This is a genomic window from Nonomuraea sp. NPDC005983 (genome assembly GCF_040614375.1).
GTDB lineage: Bacteria > Actinomycetota > Actinomycetes > Streptosporangiales > Streptosporangiaceae > Nonomuraea.
Genome location: NZ_JBEXUP010000006.1, coordinates 1 through 23,430, shown reverse-complemented (window position 1 = coordinate 23,430; position 23,430 = coordinate 1). Strand labels below are relative to the sequence as shown.

Annotated in this window: 23 protein-coding genes and 1 pseudogene; 10 read left to right on the top strand and 14 right to left on the bottom strand. The window is 70.5% G+C overall.

The window, feature by feature from the left end:
• Positions 1–15: 15 nt before the first annotated feature.
• From ABZ297_RS04945 to ABZ297_RS04910, 8 genes are all read right to left on the bottom strand, one after another.
• Entirely contained in the window at positions 16–321 is a 306-nt protein-coding gene (locus ABZ297_RS04945) for a hypothetical protein (protein ID WP_355339508.1), read from the bottom strand.
• A 129-nt stretch (positions 322–450) separates the two neighbouring features.
• On the bottom strand, positions 451–2,463 hold the full coding sequence (locus ABZ297_RS04940) for a hypothetical protein (RefSeq protein WP_355339505.1): 2,013 nt from the start codon (positions 2,461–2,463) through the stop codon (positions 451–453).
• 109 nt (positions 2,464–2,572) lie between these two features.
• The gene (locus ABZ297_RS04935; RefSeq protein ID WP_355339502.1) at positions 2,573–3,136 is read right to left on the bottom strand and encodes a LysM peptidoglycan-binding domain-containing protein; all 564 of its coding nucleotides are present in this window, start codon (positions 3,134–3,136) and stop codon (positions 2,573–2,575) included.
• Positions 3,137–3,149: 13 nt separating this feature from the next.
• Positions 3,150–4,049, bottom strand: coding sequence for a hypothetical protein (locus ABZ297_RS04930; protein ID WP_355339499.1), 900 nt, complete (start codon positions 4,047–4,049; stop codon positions 3,150–3,152).
• 76 nt (positions 4,050–4,125) lie between these two features.
• Positions 4,126–4,491: a YbaB/EbfC family nucleoid-associated protein gene (locus ABZ297_RS04925; protein WP_355339496.1), complete on the bottom strand. Its 366-nt coding sequence runs from the start codon at positions 4,489–4,491 to the stop codon at positions 4,126–4,128.
• A gap of 295 nt (positions 4,492–4,786) precedes the next feature.
• Positions 4,787–5,980 carry an FAD-dependent monooxygenase gene (locus tag ABZ297_RS04920; RefSeq protein ID WP_355339493.1) on the bottom strand — a complete coding sequence of 398 codons (1,194 nt, stop codon included), beginning with the start codon at positions 5,978–5,980 and terminating at the stop codon, positions 4,787–4,789.
• On the bottom strand, positions 5,977–6,648 hold the full coding sequence (locus ABZ297_RS04915) for a TetR/AcrR family transcriptional regulator (protein WP_355339490.1): 672 nt from the start codon (positions 6,646–6,648) through the stop codon (positions 5,977–5,979). The genes ABZ297_RS04920 and ABZ297_RS04915 overlap by 4 nt, the downstream gene beginning before the upstream one ends.
• Before the next feature lie 283 nt (positions 6,649–6,931).
• Positions 6,932–7,702 (bottom strand): amino acid racemase, encoded by a 771-nt coding sequence (locus ABZ297_RS04910; RefSeq protein ID WP_355339487.1) that lies wholly within the window; start codon positions 7,700–7,702, stop codon positions 6,932–6,934.
• 211 nt (positions 7,703–7,913) lie between these two features.
• Here ABZ297_RS04910 and ABZ297_RS04905 point away from each other — a divergent pair, with 211 nt between their 5' ends.
• On the top strand, positions 7,914–10,832 hold the full coding sequence (locus ABZ297_RS04905) for an alpha-L-fucosidase (RefSeq protein WP_355339484.1): 2,919 nt from the start codon (positions 7,914–7,916) through the stop codon (positions 10,830–10,832).
• A 17-nt stretch (positions 10,833–10,849) separates the two neighbouring features.
• A complete protein-coding gene (locus ABZ297_RS04900; RefSeq protein WP_355339481.1) occupies positions 10,850–12,589 on the top strand; it encodes a glycosyl hydrolase family 28-related protein in 1,740 nt (579 codons plus the stop codon).
• 424 nt (positions 12,590–13,013) lie between these two features.
• Here ABZ297_RS04900 and ABZ297_RS04895 read toward each other — a convergent pair whose 3' ends face one another.
• Positions 13,014–14,915, bottom strand: coding sequence for an ABC transporter ATP-binding protein (locus tag ABZ297_RS04895; RefSeq protein ID WP_355339478.1), 1,902 nt, complete (start codon positions 14,913–14,915; stop codon positions 13,014–13,016).
• A gap of 398 nt (positions 14,916–15,313) precedes the next feature.
• Here ABZ297_RS04895 and ABZ297_RS04890 point away from each other — a divergent pair, with 398 nt between their 5' ends.
• On the top strand, positions 15,314–16,108 hold the full coding sequence (locus ABZ297_RS04890; protein WP_355339476.1) for an alpha/beta fold hydrolase: 795 nt from the start codon (positions 15,314–15,316) through the stop codon (positions 16,106–16,108).
• Between the two features lie 155 nt (positions 16,109–16,263).
• On the opposite strand, the gene ABZ297_RS04885 is transcribed toward ABZ297_RS04890, so the two are convergent.
• Positions 16,264–17,442, bottom strand: a complete 1,179-nt coding sequence (locus tag ABZ297_RS04885; protein WP_355339473.1) for a cytochrome P450 — start codon at positions 17,440–17,442, stop codon at positions 16,264–16,266.
• 48 nt (positions 17,443–17,490) lie between these two features.
• On the opposite strand from ABZ297_RS04885, the gene ABZ297_RS04880 reads away from it, so the two are divergent.
• Complete coding sequence (locus ABZ297_RS04880) at positions 17,491–18,045, top strand: TetR/AcrR family transcriptional regulator (RefSeq protein ID WP_355339470.1); 555 nt, start codon at positions 17,491–17,493, stop codon at positions 18,043–18,045.
• Here the strand turns inward: ABZ297_RS04880 and ABZ297_RS04875 are convergent.
• Entirely contained in the window at positions 18,042–18,788 is a 747-nt protein-coding gene (locus ABZ297_RS04875) for an SRPBCC domain-containing protein (protein WP_355339467.1), read from the bottom strand. The genes ABZ297_RS04880 and ABZ297_RS04875 overlap by 4 nt on opposite strands.
• Before the next feature lie 227 nt (positions 18,789–19,015).
• On the opposite strand from ABZ297_RS04875, the gene ABZ297_RS04870 reads away from it, so the two are divergent.
• Genes ABZ297_RS04870 through ABZ297_RS04850 form a run of 5 tightly spaced genes read left to right on the top strand, consistent with a single transcriptional unit; the run spans position 19,016 to position 22,068 of the window.
• Positions 19,016–19,600 carry a hypothetical protein gene (locus ABZ297_RS04870; protein ID WP_355339465.1) on the top strand — a complete coding sequence of 195 codons (585 nt, stop codon included), beginning with the start codon at positions 19,016–19,018 and terminating at the stop codon, positions 19,598–19,600.
• 28 nt (positions 19,601–19,628) lie between these two features.
• Complete coding sequence (locus tag ABZ297_RS04865) at positions 19,629–20,789, top strand: histidine kinase (RefSeq protein WP_355339462.1); 1,161 nt, start codon at positions 19,629–19,631, stop codon at positions 20,787–20,789.
• A complete protein-coding gene (locus ABZ297_RS04860; RefSeq protein ID WP_355339459.1) occupies positions 20,786–21,439 on the top strand; it encodes a response regulator transcription factor in 654 nt (217 codons plus the stop codon). Before ABZ297_RS04865 ends, ABZ297_RS04860 begins: the two co-directional genes overlap by 4 nt.
• A gap of 28 nt (positions 21,440–21,467) precedes the next feature.
• Positions 21,468–21,818, top strand: a complete 351-nt coding sequence (locus ABZ297_RS04855; RefSeq protein ID WP_355339456.1) for a nuclear transport factor 2 family protein — start codon at positions 21,468–21,470, stop codon at positions 21,816–21,818.
• Between the two features lie 37 nt (positions 21,819–21,855).
• The gene (locus ABZ297_RS04850; RefSeq protein ID WP_350807983.1) at positions 21,856–22,068 is read left to right on the top strand and encodes a hypothetical protein; all 213 of its coding nucleotides are present in this window, start codon (positions 21,856–21,858) and stop codon (positions 22,066–22,068) included.
• 3 nt (positions 22,069–22,071) lie between these two features.
• Here the strand turns inward: ABZ297_RS04850 and ABZ297_RS04845 are convergent, their stop codons facing one another.
• Together ABZ297_RS04845 and ABZ297_RS04840 are read right to left on the bottom strand one after the other, a co-directional pair.
• Complete coding sequence (locus ABZ297_RS04845) at positions 22,072–22,596, bottom strand: GNAT family N-acetyltransferase (protein ID WP_355339452.1); 525 nt, start codon at positions 22,594–22,596, stop codon at positions 22,072–22,074.
• Positions 22,597–22,613: 17 nt separating this feature from the next.
• Complete coding sequence (locus tag ABZ297_RS04840) at positions 22,614–22,829, bottom strand: hypothetical protein (protein WP_355339449.1); 216 nt, start codon at positions 22,827–22,829, stop codon at positions 22,614–22,616.
• Here ABZ297_RS04840 and ABZ297_RS04835 point away from each other — a divergent pair.
• Positions 22,818–23,054: a 3-oxoacyl-[acyl-carrier-protein] synthase III C-terminal domain-containing protein gene (locus ABZ297_RS04835; protein WP_355339446.1), complete on the top strand. Its 237-nt coding sequence runs from the start codon at positions 22,818–22,820 to the stop codon at positions 23,052–23,054. The genes ABZ297_RS04840 and ABZ297_RS04835 overlap by 12 nt on opposite strands.
• 89 nt (positions 23,055–23,143) lie before the next feature.
• On the opposite strand, the pseudogene ABZ297_RS04830 reads toward ABZ297_RS04835, so the two are convergent.
• Positions 23,144–23,430: pseudogene (locus tag ABZ297_RS04830) on the bottom strand (glycosyltransferase); the annotation flags it as partial.

Here is a 23,430-nt window from a genome sequence, read left to right as displayed (position 1 = left end):
CGAGCCACAAAGAGATCAGCCCTCGGGGTTATCGGCGTTCTCGTACCCCTTGGCGCCGTTTACCAACCCGTCCCTGATTCCGTCGAGGTCGTCGATGTAGTCGGCGAACAGGTCGAAGATCGCCGCCTTGTCCGCCGGGAAGGTCTTGGCCAGCTCCGCGCCGTACTGGTCGCCGCCCAGGGGGTTGCTCTCCGCCGCGAACAGGGCCCGCAGGTCGTCGCGTACGGTCGCGACGTACTCGGCCTCCTCCCGGGCGTCCTCCCCGCGGCGACGGAGGCCGGTCCAGTTGGCGTAGTAGCCGTCGTCTCCCTTTGGCCCCAACCAGCTCTCCTCCCTCAGCGACACCAGACCACTATGCCCCCTATTTGCGCATATCGCAGCTCACGGAGCATGAAACGGTGTTCTGGAGAACAAGGCATCCAGGCTGTAGGCACACGGTGACGCTGCGACCTAGCGCTTCCTCCGCTTCCCGCGGCCGGTGTGGCGGCCGCGGGAGCCGGGGGCGTGGGTGGAGTGGAGGCGTAGGCGGCGGGGTCGGGACCTCAGAGGTTCGGCCACCAGGGCGCGCAGGTCCGCCATGGACTCCGTGGCGGGGTGGCCGGCGGCCAGGACCGTCTCGACCAGGTCGAGGGCGTCGTTTCCCGCCAGTTCCGTGAGCTGTTCCATGACCATGTCCGGGCCGCCCAGTTCCAGGACGGCGAGCAGCCCCTCAGCCATCAGCGGCAGTTGCTCGTCGGGGGCGAGGTCCTCGGGGGTCAGGTCTCCGGAGTCGAGAAGCTCCGTGACGGCGATGGGGCCGAGCGCCGGGTCGCGGCGCAGGCGCCGGAGCATCGAGCGGCCGTCGGGGCGTGACTCCGCCAGGGTGCGAAGCATGGCCGCCGCCCGGGTGCGGAACGGGCAGGCGCGGACGGCGTCCAGGAGCGGCTCGACGTCGTTCCCGTGGGCCGCGAGCCAGCCTTCGAGTTCGACGGTGGCGGTCTCAGGGGTGTAATGCTGCGCGAGCACCCCCAGGAGTTCGGCCGGCTGGGCATCGGCCAGCTCCCCGACCAGCGGGACGTCGCGGCCCTCGGCGAGCATCCGCTCCCGCATGCCGCGCAGGCCCAGGGGCGTCAGCTGGACCAGCAGGCCCGGCTCGACCAGGCGTGACAGCAGCCGCTCGCGAGCCTCACGCGGTAGTGGCTGGTCGTCGTCGTCGAGGTCGCTGGAGTACAGCTCGTCGGGGACGCCGTGGGTCAGCTCCACGGCGCCCAGTTCGGCGAGCACTTCGAAGGTGGCGAGCAGGTCCTCGTCCGCGTCTTCCCGCCAGATGTCGTCCACGTCGGGGCTCACGTCGGGCCCGTACACGAAGTAGTCCTGAAGGGACAGCCAGACGGTCTCCTGGAGACGGAGCACGGGAACGGGGCTGGGCATGCCGTACACGGTGTTCAACACGTCCGGCAGCGTCTCGTCGAAGGTCTCGACCAGCATCGAGGGGACGTCCCAGGGTGAGGCGGGCGCGCCGATCTCGGCGCCCAGATCGAAGATCGCCTCGAACGCGCGCCGCCACAGGGCTTCCGGATCGCGCAGGACGGGTGCGGCCTTCGCCACCCGCACCAGGCGTCCCTTGGTCACCCGGACCAGGCGGGCCTTCTTCGCCCAGGTGAGCAGGAGGTTCACCTGACGCAGCTCGGCCGAGCTGCGGACCTTCAGATCCTGCTCGCCGGTGCCGAGCAGTCCGGCCAGGTCGCGGGCGTCGGCCAGGCGCAGGTTCCCGGCAGCGGTGAGCGGACGCCCGTCAGGCCCCACCCAGCCGGTCAGGGCGGTGAGCCGCCGCACGATCTCGCTTCCCGCCGCCGCCTCGGCGAGCTCCGCGGCGGGCGGCAGAACCAGCGGAGGCTGGCTGAAGGCCCGCTCCTCCTCCAGCTCGGGGCTGGTGAGGCGGGCTTCCACCAGCTTGTCGAGCAGGTCGGCGTCGTACGGCACCCGCCCGGCGTCGATGTCGCGCTGGAGTCGGTCGAGCGCCCGCTGGTCGGTCAGGTCGACGCCGCTGTCGTGCGCCACTTGCGCCCAGAACTTCCCGAGGCCCTGCCGGAGCGGGTCGGCCAGCGCGTCCGGATACTCCGCGGCGGACGCGGCGACGGCCGCCTCCACCTCCGCCAGAGGGCCGCCGCGAGGATCGCGCAGCCCGGTCGCGGCGAGGTAGCGCAGCAGCGTCAGCAGGGTGTCGGGCGCGGTGTCGAGGACGTCCGGGGAGGCGACGACGTGCTGGGGAAGCCATCTCAGCAGGAATCGGCGCACCTGTTCCGGACCCCAGTAGGCCAGCCGCCCGTCGAGGGCGTGGTGCCGGGAATCCAGCGCAGCCGACAGCACCACCTCCTCGGCCCGCATGCCGCGCTCCTCGGCCCAGGCCAGGCAGCGGCGGATCAGTAGGTCCTTGGCCGCGTCGAACTCTTCGGCCTCTTCCGGCTCGAAGTACGTCCTCATCGTGTGCTCCTCGGGGAACGGGCGCCCTTTCGTGACAGCCCCACTCAGCCGTGCGCTCGCAGCAGCCTCCAGAGCCGATCCTAGGGTCCGCGGGCCACGCGCCGGCTGATCAGCGTCCCGGCTCCCCCCACACCGGACGGTCCTCCTCGGGCTCCGGGATGGTGGACAGGACGGCGGCGACGCTGTCCCAGTCGGCGACCTGAACCCGGTCGGCCATGAGGCGCAGCCGGACGGGGACGTCCTCGTGCGCCTCCAGCAGGGCCTCGACGCCTTCCATGACCCGGCCGGAGACCGCCTCGTAGCCCGTGCCGCCGCCCTGGCCCTTGAAGAAGTCGGTTCCCAGCTTGCCGCCGCCCCAGAAGTCGCCGATGCCGTTCAGCTCCTCCGCCGCCTGCCTGACGGCGGCGGCGAGCTCGCCTTTCTCGACCTCGAAGACGTGCGCGACGGACCTGAGGTGGTCCGGGTAGATCTCCATGGGCAGGCGGAGCGTCATGCCCGGCCGGATCGCGTCGGGGTCGTCGAGGACGTCCCGGTTCGCGGCGTAGATGCGCGGCCAGAGCGAGCCGTCCTCGAACAGTTCCTCGGCGATGTGCCAGAGGGTGTCGTAGGTCCCACCGGGTGGCGAGACCGTGACGGACTCCGGCCGCTGCGGCGGTTCCGGTGGTGCGGTCATGGGGGATCACTCCTCAGCCGGGCGGTTTGTGGGCCATGGTGAAGTACAGGAGGGCCCTGCCCAGCGTCTGCTTCCAGGTGGGGACGAGGTCCCAGCCGCTCTCGCCGTTCAGGGCGTCGTACGTGGGGCCGTAGCCGATCGAGCCTCCGGCCATCCGGCCCAGGAAGTTCTGCAGCTCGGGGTGCAGCTTCTTGAGGGCGGGCGCGACCGCGTCCGACACGCCGTAGAACGCCATCGAGGCGGTCCACTCCTTCAGCGCCTGCTTCGCGTTGTCGCCGAACGAGCCCGGGTCCTCGCCACGCCACTTCTTGACGCCCGCCACCGCCGTCACGTCGCCGACGGCGAAGAACGTGCTGCCGATGGCGGCCTCCGTCAGCATGGTCAGGACGATCTTCGCGATGTTGTGCTCGAGCAGCTTGGCGAGGAGTTTCGCCTGTGCTCGCCGGATCAGGAACTCCGTTATCTTGCTGGCGACCACGTGCTGCCACGGGAAGGTGGTGATGAAGATGAAGCTGGCGAAGTTCGCGAGGGCGGCGGTCCAGTAGGCGTGCTGTGCTCGCTCGATCACTTCGGCGTACTCATCGCACGCGCGGGCGTTGCGGCGGCAGGCGAGGGCGAGGCGGCCGGGGAAGCTGACCGCGGGAGGCAGCGGGTAGAGCCCGGGAGTCACGGCCTTCTTGAACGCCTCTACGGGTTCGCCCCCGTTCTTCTTCCAGACCGCCTCGGCGGACGGGTAGGTGTTGTTCGGGCTCTGTTCGAGGCGGTCGGCGAGGCGGTTCCACACGTCGCGGGCCTGGCGGGCGCGCTCAGGGTCGCCGTCGGGGTACTCGACCGCGAGCATCTTGAAGACGAACGCCGCGATGCCCGCCACCCCGGCGCCGTAGATCGCGACGCGGCCGGGTCTGTAGCTCAACGGCGCTCGACCGGCCCTCCGGCCCCCGCCGCCCGGCGGTGGGCGGCGGATGCACAGGACGACTGAGCGGATCCCCTCATCGTTCGCCTTGGGACGGCGGCAGGGGCGAGTCCAGCAGGGTGCCGGCGATGAAGGGGGTCATCAGCTCCTGTGTCTGCTGCTCGGCGTCGCGGACCGCTTCGCCGGCCGCCTGGAGGATGGCCTCGGCCAGCTCTTCGGAGCCCAGCCGCATGGCGCGGGCGTCGAGCGTGAGGCCGGCGAGCGCTCCGGTCTGCGACACCTCGGCGGTGACGCGTCCCTGCGCCGCCTCGCCGCGTCCGCGGATCGCGGCGATCCGTCCCTGGAGCTGTTCCAGCTCCGTGATCTCTCCCTGGAACTGGTTCAGCAGCCTGTCGAGCTCCTCGTCGCCGCTTCCGCGCAGCGCCTCGAAGGGGGAAGTCATAGCGCTCCCGGACGTCGGGACGGTAGGACGGCGCGAATGTCGGGAATGTCGGTCATCACCCTCCCCAACGTATCGCACGTCGCGATCAAGAAACACTACTGGTAGGTAAACTAGGTTTACGCCATCACGGTAAAGGGCTCTCCACTCGGGTCGACGCGATGGGTCCCAAGCTGTGGGTGACGTTTCAAAATCGCCTCGTAGCAGTCACGACTGGGCGATACCACACAGTATTTACATGGTCACAAATCATGGTTCTCCCTGATCTTCGGTACGGATCAGGAGAAGCTACGCGTGCTCAGTGCGGGTAGTGCGGCAGGGGCAGTCGCACGTCGGCGATGCGACCGGTGGCGCGCTTGGCGAGTAGGGGAAGCGAGAGCAGGCTGGCCAGGGTGTCTTGCAGGTGGCGGCCGAGCGGCGTCTTGGGGATGACCCAGCGGGTGGAGCGGCGTACCTTGTCCTGCTGGGCGGCGATGAAGGGCTGCAGGCGGGCCTGGTAGGCGGGGAAGGCGGTGGTGTGGTCGCCGCCGGCGGCGTGCAGTTCTCCGGCCAGCACGTAGGCGGCGGCCATGCCGAACGCCGAACCCTGCCCGGAGACAAGGGAGGGGCAGGCGGCGGCGTCGCCGGCCAGGGCCACACGGCCGTGGTGCCAGGCGGGCATGCGGGTCTGGGCCACCAGGTCGAAGTACAGATCGTCGCTGTCGCGCATCGCGTCCAGGATCTTGGGGACCTGCCAGCCGGCGTCGGCGTAGGCGGCACGGACCAGGTCGCGGTGGCGGGCGGTGTCGCGGGGCTGGAAGCGCGGTGCGGGCGAGGCAGCGAAGATCATGGAGAACGCGGTCCGGCCGTCGTCCAGGCCGTAGCACCAGGTCTGCCGGCCGGGTTCGAGGTAGCCGAGGTAGACGCCTTTGCTGCTGTCGGGGTAGTCATCCACGATGAACGCGGCCACGCAGTAGCCGAGGTAACGGAGGAACGGCTGCTCGTCGCCGAACACCAGCCGCCGGGTGCTGGAGTGCAGCCCGTCGCAGCCGATGACCAGGTCGAAGCGGCGGCTGCCGGAGCACGCGAAGTCGACCTCGACGCCGTCGTCGTCCTGCCGCAGGGCCAGGATCCGGTCGTCGAAGACGGTCTCCACGCGGTCCTCCAGCGCCTGGTAGATCACCTTGGCCAGGTCGCTGCGGGCTATCGTCAGGTACCGGTCGCTGGAGGCACCGAGAGTGCGGCGCATGTCGATGCGCTGCTTGACGCGGCCGTCCTGGCCGATCAGGTGCGTCTCATCGACGCGTATGGCGTGCCGGGACAGCTCGGGCAGCAGATCCATGCGCTGGGCGACGTCGTAGCCGGCGCCGGAGAAGTCCAGGAGGTAGCCGCCGGTGCGCAGGGCTGGCGCGCGTTCGACCAGAGTGGGGCGAAAGCCGTAGGCGGCCAGCCAGTAGGCCAGGGTGGGGCCGACGACGCCGGCGCCGCAGATGAGAATGTCGCGGTTGTTCACGGGGTTGTCTCACTCTCGAGGTGGGGGTCGTGCGTGATCGCGGCGAGCAGGAACGCGACGACCTGGTCCCGCGTCCGGTCCCGGGCGGGCTCAGCGCCGGTCAGCTGCTGCTGCAGGGCCAGGGCCGAAGGTGCCGACCAGCACATCTGCAGGGCCAGGACGGCAACCAGGCCGACATCGAGATCCGGCCGGACGGTGCCCGCCCGGTGTGCGGCGGCCAGCACGGCGGTCAACCGGGCCAGGTCGTCGGTGTCGAAGCGGCCTGCGATCTTGGCGTAGGTCTGCCAGCCTTCGGCCTGCTCCCAGCACAGCATCCGCGCCGTCTGGGGGTGCGCCAGCATGTGATCGACCAGCGCGCCCAGCACCGATCGCAGCAGCGCCGCCAGCCGCGTCCGGTCCGACGCAGCCCTCTCAAGCTCACCGGCGGGTGGCAGGACCCGGCTGCCGAGCTCGGCCACGTCCCGGTCCATGCGCTGCAGCACCTCGGTGTACAGACCGAGCTTGTCGCCGAAGTAGCGGAAGATCAGGGCCTTGTTACAGCCGGACGCCTCGGCGATCAGGTCGATGCGGGCGCCGTCGAAGCCGTGCTCGGCGAACTCCTGCGCCGCCGCCACCACGATCGCCTGCCGGGTCGCGGCCGCGTCGCGAGGCCGCTTCGAAGTCGTCATGATCTCTCCCTGAAATCGCCACGTTTGCAACTAACTAGTTACTTGCATCGTGGGCGGTCTGTCAAACCGCCAGGGCAGATCGAAAAACGATTGATTGTGATGGTGGCCGGCCACGCCTGCTACCCCGCACCCGCTCGCCCCTGTCGGCGAGACCGCCAAGGCGAACCTGGACGGCTGCTGCCAGAGCGGCACCGCCGCCCCCGCCCTCCCCGCCGCCATCAGCATCGACACGACGATCATGAGGCGTCATGATCGTCCGGATGCCTGAGCGGGTGCGCGCCGCCTACCAGACCTGTCTGCCGCGCTGAGCGCCCTTAGCCGACCGGCTCAGCTGACCGCGGCCGCCTCGCCAGGTCGGCAGGGGGCGGGCGCCGACCGCGACGTCGTAGGCGGCCGTCGCCCCGAGACGGGTCGAGTCCAGGGTGGGCAGCGGGGAGACGTCCGGTGTCACCAGGAGCGGGATCTCCGTGCACACCAGGGCGACGGCGTCGCAGCCGCGCGCGGCGAGCCCGTCGATGACGCGGACGTACTCCCGGCGGGAGCTCTCGGTGAAAACGCCGTTCACCAGCTCGTCAAAGATGATCTTGTTGATCATATGCCGGTCGGCGGGCTCCGGGAGCTCGGCGGCGATGCCCCGGTCGGCGAAGGCGCGCGGGTAGAGGGGGCCGTCCATGGTGTACCTGGTGCCGAGCACGCCGACGCGGGTGCGGCCGTCGCGCGCCGCCTGATCCGCGACCACCTCGGGCAGGTGCAGGCCCGGGAGGGCGAGGTCGGGCCCCGGGCGTTCGAGGGCGAGGTGGGCGGTGTTGTCGGGGCAGACGAAGAAGTCGGCGCCCGCGCGGGCGAGGCGATCCACGCTGACCGCCAGCGTCGCCCGTACCGTGTCGTGGTCGCCCGCGTCCCAGGCGGGCATGCTGCGGCCGAAGGCGATGTAGTCGAGCGTCACGTCGGGGTGGTCGTGGCGGCCGAGCCTGCGGAAACCCTCCTGACAGTAGGTCAGGAAGCAGAGCGCCGCGCCCTCCGTGCTGTGGGCGAGAATGCCGAGGTGGCGCATGGTGGTTCAGCCCTCCAGGGGTCGGCCGGACTGTCAACCCCACACCCGCCCCGCCGGTGACGCAAGTCATCCGATGAGTTCGCGGAAAGACCCCCCATCTAGCCGAAGAAGCCTTGACCCGCGATCACTGCTGGTGTATTCGTCGGATGTCTGAAGAGATCAGCCTTGTTGGCACCAACCCCCCAGTCAGCCCAACGAGAGAGCGATCGCCATGCAGCGCCGCACCCCCTCCAGAGCCCTCTCCGTCTGCGTCGCCTTACTTCTCGCCCTGACCGCGTCCCTGACCGCGACCGTCGCCACCGCCCCGCCCGCCGGCGCCGAGGTCGAACACCCGCGACAGCAGTGGCTGCGCAACTCCACGGCCGGCCTGTTCCTGCACTGGGGCATGTTCACCGCACCCAAACACCTCGACTGCGCCGCCTGGGAGCGGGATGTCACCGCGGGCGGCTGGACCCCCGACTACTGGGTGGACGAGGCCCGCAAGCTCGGCGCGTCCTACATCGTGCTGGCGACCTTCCACAGCAGGCTCGGCTACGCGCGCCCGTGGCCGTCGAAAATCCCCGGCAGCTGCGCCACCCAGCGCGACCTGCTCGGCGAGCTGGTCAAGGCCGGGAAGGCGAAGGACGTGCGGGTCATCCTCTACATGACGGACGACCCGCAGTGGCACAAGGAGCAGGGCGTGGAGACGCTCGACTCCGCCGCCTACTCGGCGTACAAGGGCCGGCAGGTGGACCTCACCACCAGGAACGGGTTCGGCCAGTTCAGCTACGACCTGTTCTTCGAGGTCATGGAGGACTACCCGGACCTGGCCGGGTTCTGGATCGACAACGACAACGAGTACTGGGAGCAGAACCAGCTCTACGAGCAGATCCGGGACAAGCGCCCGTCCTGGTTGCTGAGCAACAACAACGAGGACACCCCGATCATGGACACGGTCAGCAACGAGCAGAAGACCGGCATGACGCCGTCCTACGACTACCCGCAGGCGGCGTTCACGCCGATGCCGCGCCTGACCGAGGCCGACTACAAGCTGCCGACCACCGGCGACTGGTGGTACGACGGCGGCAGCCACCCGGTCGACTTCCGGCTGAGCACGGGCCGGTACGTCACGAACGCGGGCTCGTCCATGAAGTCGCTGATGGCGGAGACGCCGATGGTGAACGGCCGGTTCCCGCCGCAGCAGGAGCAGTTCAACGACTTCATGGCCGGGTGGGTGCCGCCGATCCGGTCGTCGCTGCAGGGCACCGAGGGCGGCGGCTACATGTACGGCGGCATGCAGCCGGGTTTCTGGAACGACGGCGCGCACGGGGTGGTCACCGTGGAGCGGGGCGCGAAGGTCCAGTACGTGCACGTGGTCACGAGGCCGCGGACGGATCTGGTGCGGCTGCGCGACAACGGCTACCACGTGACGAAGGTGACGGACCTGCGCACGGGCGAGCGGATGCGGTTCTCCCAGTCCGGCGGCTACCTGACGATCCTCGGCGTCACGAAATGGGACGCCTACGACACCGTGTTCAAGGTCGAGACGTCCGGCCGGCAGCACTTCTACGACCAGTCCACGCTCAAGGCGACCGCGTCGTCCTCCCTCGCGGGCCATCCGGCGAGCGCGCTGGTCGACGGCGGCTTCCAGGACTACTGGGACGCCGGCGCCAAGCTGCCCGTCTCGCTGACGCTGGACCTCGGCAAGCCCAGGAAGGCCGCCTACCTCGCGGTCAACCAGCGCGAGTGGTCGCCGACGTACGCGCGGGAGACGTTCGGCCGTCCCGAGGACTCGGCGCGGATCAAGGACTACCGGGTCTACGTGAGCGACGACGGCGAGCGGTGGGGCGAGCCGGTGCGTACGGGCGCGATGCGCAGCGCGCGCGGTGTGCAGTTCGTAGACCTGGGCGAGCAGCGGGCCCGGTACGTGAAGCTGGAGGTGCTGAACACGTGGGGCGGCCCGCAGGCGCCCCGCTTCTACCAGGAACTCCAGATCGACGAGATCGGGGTGGCGTCGGGCTACCCGGTGTCGCTCGGGACGGCCACGCCGCTGGAGGCCGAGCGGCAGTCCAGGAGCGGCTCGGCCCGCCTGGACCTGTGCGCGGCGTGCTCCGGCCTGACCCGGGTGACGGGGCTCGGCGGCGGCGCGCGCAACGCGGTCACCTACCGCGAGGTCACGGTGGCGGAGGCCGGGACGTACCGGCTCGAACTCGACCACACCGCGGGCTCGGCCACGTCCCTGTCGGTGAGCGTCAACGGCGCGACGCCGGTGGAGGTGCCCATCACCGGCGACAACCCGGACGTTCCGGCCGCCACGGCCGTGAGCGTGCCGCTGCTCGCGGGCGCCAACACGATCACGCTGTCCAGCACGGCCGAGCGCGGCCCGGGGCTCGACCGGATCGCCGTCGCGCCGCTGCCGCCGGCGTCGGACGTCCCGAGGACGACGATGACCGTGGACCCGTCGGGGCTGCAGTGGGTGGGCCCCGGCCAGCAGTCGCTCAAGGTGTCGGCGAAGCTGCGGCTCGACGTCGACGACGCGCTCGACCAGGTCAACCTGGCCCCCGTGGCCCCGGCGGGCTGGACGGTCGAGGGCCCTGCCGCGACGGCGGCCACGCTGCGGCTCGGGCAGACGCTGGAGGGCTCCTGGACTCTCACCTCGCCTCCCGGCCGGGACGCCGGCCCGGCGGACATCCCGATCACCGCGTCGTTCCAGGTGCTGGGACGGCCCAACCAGGTCACCAGGCAGTTCCGGGTGCGGACGCGCCCTGCCGACCGGGTGTTCGTCCGCGAGGCCGAGGACTCGCGCAACCGGCTCGGCAGCTCGGGCATCACGAACTGCTCACCGTGCTCGGGCGGGCAGAAGGTGCGCAACCTGGGCGGCAGCCCCGACGCGTCCGTGCTGTTCGAGAACGTCACCGTCGACACGGCCCGCGAGTACACGCTCTTCGTCGACTTCACCGTCAACGGCGACCGCTCGTTCTTCGTGACCGTCAACGACGGCGCGCCGGTCGAGGTGAAGGTGAGCGGCGTCGGCAACAACACCCCGTACACGACGTCCGTCCCGGTCACGCTGCGGGCGGGGGCCAACACGATCAAGATCCACAACGACACGGCGGCCGCACCCGACCTGGACCGGCTGTCGCTGGGCTGATCTGCCGAAGGAGCACGATGCGTCAGGACCCCTCCCTCGTGAGCCGTCGCGCGCTGATCGGCGGCGCCGCAGGCGCCGCGGTGACCAGCACAGTGACCAGCGCAGTGACCGGCGCGGTGACCAGCGTGGCCGCGTCGTCGTTCGTGGCGCCCCCCGCCGGAGCGACCGTCAGGAACCGGGACCAGGACACCTCGGCGGCGCTGCTCGACCAGTGGGCGCAGGCGGAGGGGGCGCACCCGCTGGTGCCCGACATCGCGCGGGCGGGCTACCGCCTCGGGTCCGGCCTGCCGAGGCCCCGCGTGGTGGCCAGGGTGACCGACTTCGGCGCCCGCGCCGACGGGACGACCGACTGCGCCGCCGCCTTCAACGCCGCGCTGCGCTCGGTGGGCGAGCGTGGCGGGGGCGTCGTGCTGGTGCCTCGCGGCACCTACCGGCTGTCGTCGCCGGTCTTCGTGCACTGGTCGAACGTGGTCCTGCGGGGCGCGGGACGCGACGCCACCGTCCTGCACTTCACCAGGACGCTGGACGACGGCTACCGCCAGGCCCGGCAGTCCAACGGCAACAGCCGCTGGTCATGGACCGGCGGCCAGATCTGGTTCGTCGCGGCCGAGCGGCGGGCCAGGTCGGAGGCCGAGGACTTCGCCGGCACCGAGGGCTGGCTGCTCGGCGACACGCTGACGACGGCCGGCGCCGCCTCCCGCGGCCAGCGAACGCTGTCGGTCTCCGACACGAGCAGGCTGCGCGCGGGCGACATGGTGGTCCTGGAGTGCGACAACCCGCCGGACGCGACCCTGCTGATGCACCTCGCCGGGGACGTCGCGGGCACCAGGGCGTACGACTGGCCGAAGCGGGCCCCGCAGCTCGTAACCGGGTCCGGCGGGCAGTACGTGCAGTACTCGACGCTCCAGTGGCCCGTCCGCGTGGAGGCCGTGCTGGGGCCCCAGCTGGTCAGGCTGGCCCAGCCGCTCAGGTACGACCTGCGTCCGGGCTGGCCGGCGCGGCTCAGGGCCGTCGGCCCGACCGTCCACGACAGCGGCGTCGAGGAGCTGACGGTCCGCAACGAGCTGGTGGCGATGACCGCGCACAACAAGCATCCCGGCTCGAACGGCGTGTGCTTCCAGGCGGTGCACGACTGCTGGGCCAGGGACGTCCGGGTGGAGAACTGCGACCTCGGCTTCGGTTTCACCACGGCCAAATCCAACACGCTCAGCCGGGTCGCCGTCGGCGGCCGGTCGGCGCACCACAGCTTCGCCTGCCGGATGCAGTCGCACGACAACCTCGTGGACGACTTCGAGATCGAGGCGTTCACCGTGCCGGTGCCGTCGGGGGCCGTGCACCACGGGCTCAACCTGGAGGGGCTGTCGTCGGGCAACGTGTGGCGGCGCGGGCGGATGGCCGAGGGCACCTTCGACACGCACCGGGCGCTGCCGTTCGAGAACGCGCGGACGAACATCACCCTGGTCAACAACGGCCGTGTGGGCGGCTCCGCCGCCTCCGGCCCGCTGTTCGGGGCGCGGATCGCGCACTGGAACGTCAGGATCACCAGCGGCAGCCCGTACGCCGTGACGGTCGCGGACGTGGCTCCGCGCAGTGTGACGGTCGGCGTCCAGGGCGTCAACGGGACGGTCAGCGAGCTGACGCCGGACTTCTCCGGCGACCTGGAGAGCCTCATCGCCGACACCGGGGCCCGCCCTCAGGTCACCGACCTGTACGCGGCCCAGCGCGCCCGGCTCCACCTCGAAGGAGCCGACGAGTGACCCCTTTTCGCCCATGCCGCCCTAAGTGGCAATGGCCTGACATTTACAGATTCAACGGTCTTCCTGCTCTATGCCCGACGGTGACGCGCAACCCCGCCCGGGAACCGAGGGACATCTGCCGATTCAACTGCTCTCCCTCCACCGATCACGGACGTCGGGCCGGGACTCCTCCGCGCGGGGCTTCGCGTCGTCCGCTCCCGGCTGCCGTTCGAGCAGGCACGTGAAACGGAATCCAGCACTATTGCCCACTTGGTGATACGCACGGAATAAACCCGAGTAAACGCCGCGAATGCGGCACAACACGGTTTTCGCCGCGAAATTTATCGACGTCGGATGGCACAGCCGATGAACGGCCGCTCTCGCCGGAATGAAACCGCAGGAAAGCGGGCTCTCTCCCGAAGGGAATGTCGAGCCCGCTACCTGCTCACGCCGTCACGGGTGGCCGGTGTTTGAGCCTGATCCGCGGGATCCCCCGCTGCGCCGGTCGCAGCTCGACCCGGCGCGCCGTGTCGGGAACGTGCCTGAGGTCGTGGGTGATGAGGATCGTGGTCCTGCCGGACATGAGCCGCCGCAGCGGCTTCATGATGCGCGCGGCCGTCTCCTCGTCCAGGCCGGTCATCGGCTCGTCGAGGACGAGCACCGGGGCGTCCCGCAGGATCGCCCTGGCGATGGCCAGACGCTGTCGCTGGCCACCGGACAGCAGCCTGCCCCGCTGGCCGATCGGCGTGTCGTACTTCTGCGGCAGCGCGCAGACGAAGTCGTCGATGTCGGCGAGGATCGCCGCTTCGCGGACCTCCTCCAGCGTGGCCTCGGGCCTGCCGTAGGCGATGTTGTCGCGGACGGTGCCCGAGAACAGCAGGCTCTCCTGGTGCAGCACGGTGATGTTCGCGCGCAGCGACTCCCGCGTCAGGCCGCGGATGTCCTGGCCGTCCAGCAGGACGGCGCCGGTGGTCGGGTCGTAGAACCGGAGCAGGAGCTTGGCGAGCGTCGACTTGCCGACGCCGCTCGGGCCCGTGCACACGACCAGTTCACCCGGCTCGACGGTGAACGACACCCTCTGCAGTGTCGGCCATCTGCGGTTCGGATAGGTGAAGCCGACCTGGGCGAACTCGACGCGTCCGCTGCTGCGTCCGGCCAGCGGCACGGCGTCGGGACGGTCCTTCACGGCGGGCTCGGCCCGCAGGACCTCCATCACGCGGTCGGATCCCGCCGCCGCCTGGGACACGGTGAGCGCGAGCTCTCCCAGGCTCTGCACGGACGGGTAGAGGTAGGCGAGGTAGGCGGCGAAGGCGAGCAGGCCACCGAGAGTGAGGCGGTCCTGCGCTATCTCCCAGGCGCCGAAGCCCAGGATGACGATCAGGCAGACGGTCTCCAGGATCTGCACGGCCGGGCTGTACATGCCCGCCAGCCACGCCTGGGTCAGGTTGGCGCGCAACCAGTTGCGGCCCTCCCTGTGCAGATGCCGACCCTCCGCCTGCTGGCGGTTGTAGGCCTGGACGAGGGACTGGTTGGCCAGGCCCTCCTCGATGACGCTGTTCATGCTGCCGTTGCTGAAGCGCTCCCTGGCGGCGGCCGTCCTGAATCTGGAGGCGAAGAACTTCGACACGAGCAGGAACAGCGGGACCAACGCCATGGTCACCAGGGCGAGGTCCCAGCGAATGTAGAAGGCGGCTCCGGCGAAGAACACCACGCTGGCGACGGTCGTCAGCGCCTTGACCAGCCCCGAGCCGACGAGTTGCTCGATGGCCTCGATGTCGTCGGTGAGCCTGGCCATCAGGTCACCGAGGCGCCGGTTGTCGAAGAAGTCGGGCGTCAACGTCTCGAGATGAGCGAAGACGCGGTCGCGTAGCCGGAGCAGGAAGCGTTCCGCGCCGAGCGCCGTGGCGTAGGCGCCGCCGAACGAGACCACTCCCGCGAGGGTCGCGAGACCGAGCCAGGCCAGGGCCGGCGTCCAGAACGCGCCGAGGTCCCGCTTGGCGAGGACCTCGTCGGTGATGCGCCCGAACAGGGCGATCGCGGCGACTTCACACAGAGCCGCCACGACCGCGAGCACCACTCCGGTCGCGAAGAGCCAGCGGAGTCCGCGCGTTCCCGGCCAGAATTCGCTGAACGTCTTGCGGACGGAGACCGCCGGCGCGAGCGCAGGCCGGTCTCCGGGGTCAGTGAACGAGAGCCGATGGGTGACCCGCCGGCTCTCGTTCGACCTTTCTACCACCACCACCGCCACCGGCGGAATCCGCAGCCGCCCCATCGGCGACAACCGCCACCGCAGCCGCCCCATCGACGGCGACAGCCGCCGCCGCAGCGGCCGCGGCCGCAACCCCATGTCGAGAAACCGGCTGAGGCGAATGGAGTAACCATTGCTTCCCTCCTCATGCGCGACTTTCGTACAAAAGGGACGCTAGCACCCATTCCGCCATAAATCAGCGAATACCGCCGAGGTTGGATGAGACTTGACGCGACGCGCCACGCCGTCGATGGAGCCGTCATTGCCGGTAAATGCGACGTAAAGCACCGTCGATGCCGCCGTTGCGCTATTCGTCATCAATGAAAGGGACGAAAAGCCGGACTCAACACGGCCCCCACCCCGCCCCCAAATGACTACTGTCCGCATTTGAATGGATACATTCCGCTACATAATAGAACTCCAGGCGAATACCTCCGCCCTTGACAATTATTTTTGTCGGTGGGAGAGTCGAGCCCACACCGACAAGGAGGAACGTCATGAGCACCGTCACTTCCACGGACGGCACCACGATCGCCTATGACCGGGTGGGCCAGGGCCCCGCGGTGGTCCTCGTCGACGGGGCGCTCTGCCACCGGGCCTCCGGGCCGAACACGCCGCTGGCCCAGGCGCTGTCGCGGCACTTCACCGTCTACACCTACGACCGCCGGGGGCGCGGGGAGAGCGGCGACACCGCACCGTTCGCCCCGCAACGCGAGATCGAGGACCTCGCCGCCGTGGTGGAGGAGGCCGGCGCGCCCGTGTGCCTGTACGGCATCTCGTCGGGCGCGGCCCTGGCCCTGGACGCGGTCGAGAGCGGCGTGCCCGTCGAGAAGCTCGCCGTCTACGAGCCGCCGTTCGTGCTCGACGGCACCCGCCCGCCGATCCCCGCCGACTACACCGAGCAGCTCGGCAGGCTGGTCGCCGAAGGCCGGCGCGCCGACGCGGTGCGCTACTTCATGCGCAGGGGCGTCGGCCTGCCCGGCGTCGTGGTGGCCATGATGCGCCTCATGCCCGCCTGGTCGGGCCTCAAGGCCGTCGCGCACACGCTGCCGTACGACGCCGCGTTCGTCGCCCGGTACGAGCGCGGCACCCCGATCCCGGCCGGCACGTGGTCCTCGGTCAAGGTGCCCACGCTCGCCGTCAGCGGCGGCAAGAGCCCGGCCTGGATGCGCAACGGCGTCAGGAGCCTGGCCGAGGTCCTGCCCGACGCCGAGCACCACACGCTGGAAGGCCAGACGCACATCGTCAAGCCCGAGGCCCTGGTCCCCGTCCTGGAGGCGTTCTTCCGTTGAGCCGCACCAGGCCCGTTGAGACGCGGCAGGCCCGCGCCGCATACTCGCCGTCGCCTACTCGGGGCCGCCCTCGTGCATGAGGGGGCCGCACTTCAACGGGGGCGTAGCGGGCGTCCTCGACGTCCGCGCCGGAAGAAGTCCGGCTGAGCCCGTTCTCACCAGGTGACAGGAAGCGCCAGCAGGCCCGCGGTCAGCGCGTCGGTGCGCACCTTGAGCTCCTCGACGGGCACCGCCAGTCGCATCTCCGGGAAACGCGGGATGAGCTGCGTGAACACCGACTGGAGCTCCATCCGGGCCAGCGGCGCGCCGATGCAGTAACGCGGGCCGTGGCCGAAGCCCATGTGCGGAGTGGGTCCCCTGGTGACGTCGAAGCGGTCGGGGTCGGCGAACTCCTTCGCGTCGTGGTTGGCCGAGCCGGTGTCGAGCATGACCAGCTCCCCCGCCCGCACCGTGACATCGCCGATCTCCATGTCGACGCGGGCGTACCGGGTGATGCCGCCGCTCCCGCTCAGGCCGGGCACCCGCATGATCTCCTCGACCGCGCTGGGGATCAGGCCGGGGTCCGCCAGCAGGGCCTCCCACTGGTCGTGCCCCGCCAGCAGGAACATCGCGCCCAGGCCGATCTGTACGACCGTGGTCTCGTGCCCGGCGAACAGCAGGTTCATGGCCATCCTGGCGATCTCGTCGTCGTCTTCGGCCTCGGGCATCGCGGCCATGCGGGAGATCACGTCGTCGCCCGGCTCACGCCGTTTGCGCTCCACCAGGCTCTTGCCGTACTGGTACAGCTCGGCGAGGCCCTCCATGGAGCGCTCCTGGTCGCGGGTGTTGCCCACCGCCTCCGACCAGGCGCGGAACTGCTTCCTGTCCTCGTAAGGGACGCCGAGCAGCTCGCAGATGACCAGGATCGGCAGCGGCAGCGCGAGCGCCTGGTGGAGGTCCGCGGGCGGCCCCTGGTCCTCCAGGTCGTCCAGGAGGACGGTGGTGAGCTCCTCGACACGGGGACGGAACGCGCGCATGCGCTTGGGCGAGAAGTGCGGCTGGAGCAGCGACCGCATCCTGGTGTGGTCGACGTCCTCGGTGTCGTACTCGCCGGTGGGGCCGCCGGCCAGCGCGGAGTTGCCGGTCCTGGCGGCGTTCTCGGGGTCGGGGTGCGAGCGTCCGAGGCGGTCGTCGGAGAGCAGGGCGCGCACTTCCTCGTAACCGGTGACGAGCCAGCCGTCGTGGCCCACCTGGGTCCTGACGCGGTGCACGGGCCCTTCGGCCTGCAGTTCCTTCAGCAGCGGCGCCGGCCGCAGCAGGTCCGTCCGCGCGAAGGGAAGGTTGTTTACTCGCATATAAACAACGCTAAATGTATATTTCGGAGTTAACAAGAGGAGGGCCGCATGGAGACTGTCCGGCTGCCACGAGCGGCGCGGCGGGAGCAGATCCTCGACGCCGCCACCAGGGCCTTCGCCCGCAGCGGCTTCACCGCGACCGGCCTCGAGGACGTGGCGGCCGAGGCCGGCATCAGCCGGGTGATCCTGTACCGCCACTTCGACTCCAAGACCGACCTCTATCGCGCGGTGCTCGACCGTGCCGCGGCCAGGCTGCGCGCGCAGGGCGAGGCCGACGAGTACGGCAGGAGCACGATCCCCACGCTGGTGCGCTCGGCCGCCGCCGACCCCGACGGGTTCCGGCTGCTGTTCCGCTACGCGGCGCGGGAGCCGGAGTTCCGCGACCTCGTCGACGCCTTCGCCGCCGAGTCGATCGAGATCGGCCGTCGGCAGCTGGCACCAAGGATCACCGACCCGGTCTGGGCCGGCTGGGCGGCTCGCCTGACGTTCACGGTGACCGTCGAGGGGGTCATCGCATGGCTCGACGCCGGACGGCCCGACCCTGACAGCGCCGCCGAGCGCATCTCGCGGGCCGTCCGCGGCATCATCGAGGCCGCCTCCTAGACCAGCGCCTTGTCGAGCCAGCTCTGCCAGGCCCGCTCGAACGCCTCGCCGTCGATGTCGGTGTAGGCGTGGTGCTCGACGACGACGTTGTCCTGGGCGTGGACGAACATGTACAGGCCGTCGTCCGTGCGGACGCCGACGAACTCGCCCGGCCTGGCGACCCAGTCGACGACACCGTCCTGCGGGGCGAGGCCCTCGACGCTGATCGTGACCTTGTCGCCCTGACGGATCTCGCCGGTCAGGCCGAGCGCGGTGGCCAACGCGGGCCAGGCGCGCTCGGCCGGCACCTGCGGCTTGAACAGGAACATGTTGTGGGTGGACAACCTGCTGGGGAAGTGCTCGACGTAGGCGGTGAGCTTGAGCAGGTACTGCAGGTCGCCGACCTTGAGCGCGTCGTGCTCGGCCTCCCAGTCGCCGCCGAGGAAGCCGCTGTGGACGAAGCGCAGCACGGTGCTGCCGGACTCGCGCCCCTCGATCAGGTACTCGAAGGCCATGAACGTGCCGTCCTCGTTCATGTCACCGCGGTAGGCGAGATGCTTGCCGGGTTCCCAGGCCGTGACCGTCGAGCCGGAGGGGGCCTCGCCGGGGAAGGTGTGTGAGCCCCTGCCGCCCTCGCGGGGCTCCAGCTCGGTGTGGCCCATGAACCACGAGTCGATTCCCGGCCCTTCGGAGATCGCCTTCCAGACCGCCTCAGGTGTGGCGTTGATCGTCACTTCGTGACGTACCTCGAACTCGTGTGGCATGACCGCCTCCATGTGCTGCCCTCTGTTGCGTGACCGACGATTCCACCGACAATATCTGTTGTCAAGCTCCTCCGGATTGTCGGCGAACGCATGTCCGGCCGAGCCGGATCGCCCCTGCGGGCGAGGGGTCATTCTTACGAGGGAGGCGAGAGATCGCCTGCTCCGGCGATCCCGTCGCGGCCGGAAAACCCGAGGATTGGGACGTACCCACCCTTCGAGGAGAACTCATGAAGTACCGCGCCGTCTTCGTCGCCGCCCCTCTGCTGGTCACGGCCTACGGAGCGCTCAGGATCGTCGACGGGCTCGACGGCAGCCGGGGCCCCGGCCCCGCCTGGACGGCCGGACACCTGGCCTTCCTCGCCGCCCTCGTCCTCTTTGTCCCGATATTTTGGGAAATGAGGCGCATGCTGGGACGTTCGGCGCCGGCCACTGCCGCCGTGGCGGTGGGGCTGGCCGGGATCGGCTGCGCGTTCGCGCAGTTCTCCATCGACGTCGTCGTCGGGTTCATGGCCGCCGACCACGACGCCATGACACCGCTGTTCGAGCAGGTGAAGTCCGTGCCGGGCGTGTCGGTGGCCGTCTACACCGCCGGGCCGATCCTGTTCTACCTGGCCCTGGCCGCCCTGGTCGCGGCGCTCGCCGTGCGGCGGCAGGTGGCCGCCTGGGTGCCGGTGGCCGTGCTGCTCTCGGTGCTGCTGCCGCTCGCGAGCCTGGACCTCATGCCGCTGGGCGGGCTCCTCATGTTCGCCGCCTTCCTGCCCCTGGCCCGCCAGGGGTCCTCGACGGGCCGGCACGCCTCCGTTCATGCATAAGGGCACAAATACGGAAAGATGGGGCAACGTGCCTGACCTGCCGCTTGTCGCCGTGTTGCGGAGAAGAGCGCGAGCGCTCCCTCCCCTGCTGGTGGACGGGGCGCTCGCCGCGCTGGTCGCGATCATCCAGCTCTGGCCGCTGCTGTCGCGCGAGAACCCCACGGGCATCCCCTGGGACTGGTGGGGGTACGTGGCCGCCGTCCTCGCGTCGGCGCCGCTGGTGTGGCGGCGCCGGGCGCCGGTGGTCGTGCTGATGGCCAGCCTCTGCGCCGGCGCGCTGTACGACCTCGCCGACCACGTCGCCGACCAGCCCATCTGGTACGGCTCGCTGATCGCGTTCTACACGGTCGCCGCCAACCGCCCCCGCTGGATCAGCACCATCCTGCTCGTCGTGACGATCGGTGGCGGACTCCTGGTCGCGGGCTCGTCCGCGACCGTCCTGCGCGGCAGCGTGCTCTTCTTCGCCGTGTACGCCATCGGCAGGGCGACGGCCACGTCCAGAGCGCACGCCGCCGCGCTGAAGGAGCGAGCCGCGCAGTTGGAGAGGGAGCGCCAGATGGAAGCCGAACGCGCCGCCGAGCGCGAGCGGGCCAGGATCGCCCGCGACATGCACGACATCCTCGCGCACGCGGTCAGCCTGATGGTGGTGCAGGCCGAGGCGGGTCCGGTGGTGGTCAGGAGCAACCCGGCCAGGGCCGAGGCCGCCTTCGACGCCATCGCCGCCGCCGGACGCGACGCGATGACGCAGCTGCGGCGGATGCTCGGGGTGCTCAAGGAGGACGAGGCCCCCCGCGCCCCGCAGCCCACCATCGACGATCTGGCCGCGCTGGCCGGCCACGTCTCGGGCGCGGGGCTGGAGGTCGGCTACACCGTCGAGGGCGAGCCGCGCCCGCTCGCGCCTGACTGCGCGGTCGCCGCCTACCGGGTGGCGCAGGAGGCGCTCACCAACATCGTCAAGCACGCCGGCGCCGCCCGCGCGGACATCCGGCTCACCTGGGAGGACGACAGCCTCGTGATCGACATCACCGACGACGGACGTGGGGCGTCCCGCGACCTGCCCTCCGGTGGGCACGGCCTGATCGGGATCCGCGAGCGCGCCGCCGCCTGCGGAGGCACCGCGACGGCGGGGCCCCGCGCCGACGGGCCCGGATTCGCCGTGTCGGCCCGACTCCCGCTGGCACGCGCATGACGGCCGTCCGCGTCGTCGTGGCCGACGACCAGGAACTGGTCAGGGGCGGGTTCGCGATGATCCTCGACGCCCAGCCCGACATCGACGTGGTGGCGGAGGCGGGCGACGGCCTGGAGGCGGTCGCGGCGGTGCGCGAGCACCAGCCGGACGTCCTGCTGCTCGACATCCGGATGCCGAGGATGGACGGCATCGAGGCCGCCAGGGTCGTCTGCGCGGAAACCGGCTGCCGGGTGCTCATGCTGACCACGTTCGACCTGGACGACTACGTCTACGACGCGCTGCGGGCGGGTGCGAGCGGCTTCCTGCTCAAGGACGTCCGCAGGGACGACCTGGTCAACGCGGTACGGGTGGTCGCGGCGGGCGAGTCGCTGCTGGCTCCGACGGTCACCAGGCGGCTCATCTCCGAGTTCACCTCGCGTCCCGTCGCCCGTCCCAGCGGCGCGCTGGACGTCCTGACCGCCAGAGAGCGTGAGACGCTGCAGCTCATCGCGCGTGGCCTGTCCAACGCGGAGATCGCCGAGACCCTGGTGGTCAGCGAGCACACCGTGAAGACGCACGTCAGCAACCTGCTGGCCAAGCTCGGGCTGCGGGACAGGGTGCAGGCGGTCATCGCCGCCTATGAGTCAGGACTGACCGTTCCGGGGGCGTAAGACCAGCTCAGAAGGGTAGACGGGCATCATGACGGCGACGTCGGCGTGGATCGACGGCTACGTCCGGGCGTGGAACTCCAACGACCCGGACGACATCGCCGCGCTGTTCAGCGACGACGCCGTCTACTACACCGAGCCGTACAGCTCGCCGTGGCACGGCCGGGAAGAGATCGTCTCCAACTGGCTGGCCCGCAAGGACCAGCCCGGCGAGGCCACGTTCACCTGGCGCCCGGTGAGCGTGGCCGACGATCTCAGCGTTATCCAGGGTGTCACCACTTATCCCGACAAGACGTTCAGTAACCTGTGGGTCATCCGGTTCGGCCCCGACGGACGCTGCCGTGAGTTCACCGAATGGTGGATGGAGCATGAGTCCAGGTGATGCAATGGCCCGAGCCGCCAACACCCGAGGAGAACCGTTGAGAGACAACCTCGACCTCGCCACGAGCGCGCAGGAACTCGCCGACGCCGCTCCCGCCGGATCCGTCGACCGCGCGGCGGCGACCTCCGTCGCCATCACACTGGCCACGACGCGTGACGCCGGCCACGCCCGGCAGACCCTCGACGGTCTCGCCCCGGACGAGGTGCGGCAGGCGGCCCTGCGGCTGTTCGAGGAGCTGTCGGCAGGCTAGCCGTCAGAGCGCCATCTCGTACTCGACCTGGTCGATCAGCGTGCCGTCGCCGAAGTCGTGCTGCCTGTTCCCGCCCGACGCGGTGAAGCCGGTCTTGGTGTAGAACCTGCGTGACTGGGACGTGTCGCGCAGGGTCCACAGGTGCGCATGGCGGTAACCGTCCTCGCGGAGGGCTGACAGGGTGGCGGCCATGAGGGTCGCCGCCACGCCGGTGCCCCAGCCTGACGGGTGGTTGTAGAAGCCGAAGATCTCGGCCCAGCCGGGGCGATCGGGCGACGCGCCGAAGTAGGAGAAGGCCAGCGGGTGCCCGTCCTTCGAGGCGAGCAGCACCCTGTCCCGTCCTTGGGCGGCGTGCGCTGTTTCGGCGAGCACCGCGTGCCACTTGGCGCGGCGGTGCGCGAGCGCCTGCGTGAAGAAGTCCGCTCCGAAGAAGGACTTGTAGGCCACGGCCCAGGACTCGGCGTGGATCTCTCCCACCGCCTCGCCGTCGGCCACCGCCGCCCGACGAATCACGAAATCTGACGACATGCCAGCACCCTATGTGTCTAGAACCCGGCCAGACCGAGGCGCATCGCCACGGCGCGGCGGGCACGGGCGGGAGCCCGGTCGTCCTGGTGCAGTTGCAGGGCGTGGTTGAGCGACATGAGCACGCCGAGCAGCTCGAAGACCACCTGGTCAGGGTCGGTGTCGCCGGGCAGGTCGCCCGCGTGTGCGAGCGCGGCGGCGTCGCCCCCGAGGACCTCGCCGCGGTGGTGCTGCACCAGGCGAACCTGCGCATCATCGAGCCGATCGCGCAGAAACTGGGGGTGGTCAACGCGATCGTCGCCAGGGACGTGGTGGAGTCGGGCAACACCTCGGCCGCGAGCGTCCCGCTGGCGCTGGCGAAGCTGCTGAAGCGGGGGGAGGTACGGCAGGGGGCGCCGATGCTCCTCTTCGGCTTCGGCGGCAACCTCTCGTACGCCGGCATGATCGTCCGCTGCCCCTGACGCCTCTCCCCCGCGTTTCAGGTCCGGCCCCCACCCGCACGCGGCCCCCGACTGTGGCCGGCGGGCCGCTCACGCACGCCGACCTTGACTCAGGGGCGGTGGTCGGCGAGGACGGCGCGCATGTCGGCGATCGCACGCAGCGTGCCGCGGACGGTGCCGGTCACCTTGGAGCGGCCGGCCCGCGGAAGGTAGTCGACCTCCGTCTCGGCGATCCGCCAGCCCGCCGCCGCGGCCCGGAGCACCATCTCCAGCGGGTAGCCGAAGCGCCGGTCGGCCAGCCCCAGGTCCGTCAGCGCCGTCCGGCGGCAGGCCCGCATCGGGCCGAGGTCGTGCAGCGGCACCCCGGCCCCTCTGCGCAGCCGCCACGCGAGCACGG

Bases quoted from the DNA above. Each gene is read 5' to 3' on its own strand.
- ABZ297_RS04860 (WP_355339459.1), top strand. From the start codon at position 20,786: ATGACGGCCGTCCGCGTCGTCGTGGCCGACGACCAGGAACTGGTCAGG.
- ABZ297_RS04845 (WP_355339452.1), bottom strand. From the start codon at position 22,596: ATGTCGTCAGATTTCGTGATTCGTCGGGCGGCGGTGGCCGACGGCGAG.
- ABZ297_RS04925 (WP_355339496.1), bottom strand. From the start codon at position 4,491: ATGACTTCCCCCTTCGAGGCGCTGCGCGGAAGCGGCGACGAGGAGCTC.
- ABZ297_RS04900 (WP_355339481.1), top strand. From the start codon at position 10,850: ATGCGTCAGGACCCCTCCCTCGTGAGCCGTCGCGCGCTGATCGGCGGC.
- ABZ297_RS04915 (WP_355339490.1), bottom strand. From the start codon at position 6,648: ATGACGACTTCGAAGCGGCCTCGCGACGCGGCCGCGACCCGGCAGGCG.
- ABZ297_RS04910 (WP_355339487.1), bottom strand. From the start codon at position 7,702: ATGCGCCACCTCGGCATTCTCGCCCACAGCACGGAGGGCGCGGCGCTC.
- ABZ297_RS04880 (WP_355339470.1), top strand. From the start codon at position 17,491: ATGGAGACTGTCCGGCTGCCACGAGCGGCGCGGCGGGAGCAGATCCTC.
- ABZ297_RS04935 (WP_355339502.1), bottom strand. From the start codon at position 3,136: ATGACCGCACCACCGGAACCGCCGCAGCGGCCGGAGTCCGTCACGGTC.
- ABZ297_RS04885 (WP_355339473.1), bottom strand. From the start codon at position 17,442: ATGCGAGTAAACAACCTTCCCTTCGCGCGGACGGACCTGCTGCGGCCG.
- ABZ297_RS04870 (WP_355339465.1), top strand. From the start codon at position 19,016: ATGAAGTACCGCGCCGTCTTCGTCGCCGCCCCTCTGCTGGTCACGGCC.
- ABZ297_RS04875 (WP_355339467.1), bottom strand. From the start codon at position 18,788: ATGCCACACGAGTTCGAGGTACGTCACGAAGTGACGATCAACGCCACA.
- ABZ297_RS04895 (WP_355339478.1), bottom strand. From the start codon at position 14,915: ATGGGGTTGCGGCCGCGGCCGCTGCGGCGGCGGCTGTCGCCGTCGATG.
- ABZ297_RS04940 (WP_355339505.1), bottom strand. From the start codon at position 2,463: ATGAGGACGTACTTCGAGCCGGAAGAGGCCGAAGAGTTCGACGCGGCC.
- ABZ297_RS04905 (WP_355339484.1), top strand. From the start codon at position 7,914: ATGCAGCGCCGCACCCCCTCCAGAGCCCTCTCCGTCTGCGTCGCCTTA.
- ABZ297_RS04890 (WP_355339476.1), top strand. From the start codon at position 15,314: ATGAGCACCGTCACTTCCACGGACGGCACCACGATCGCCTATGACCGG.
- ABZ297_RS04855 (WP_355339456.1), top strand. From the start codon at position 21,468: ATGACGGCGACGTCGGCGTGGATCGACGGCTACGTCCGGGCGTGGAAC.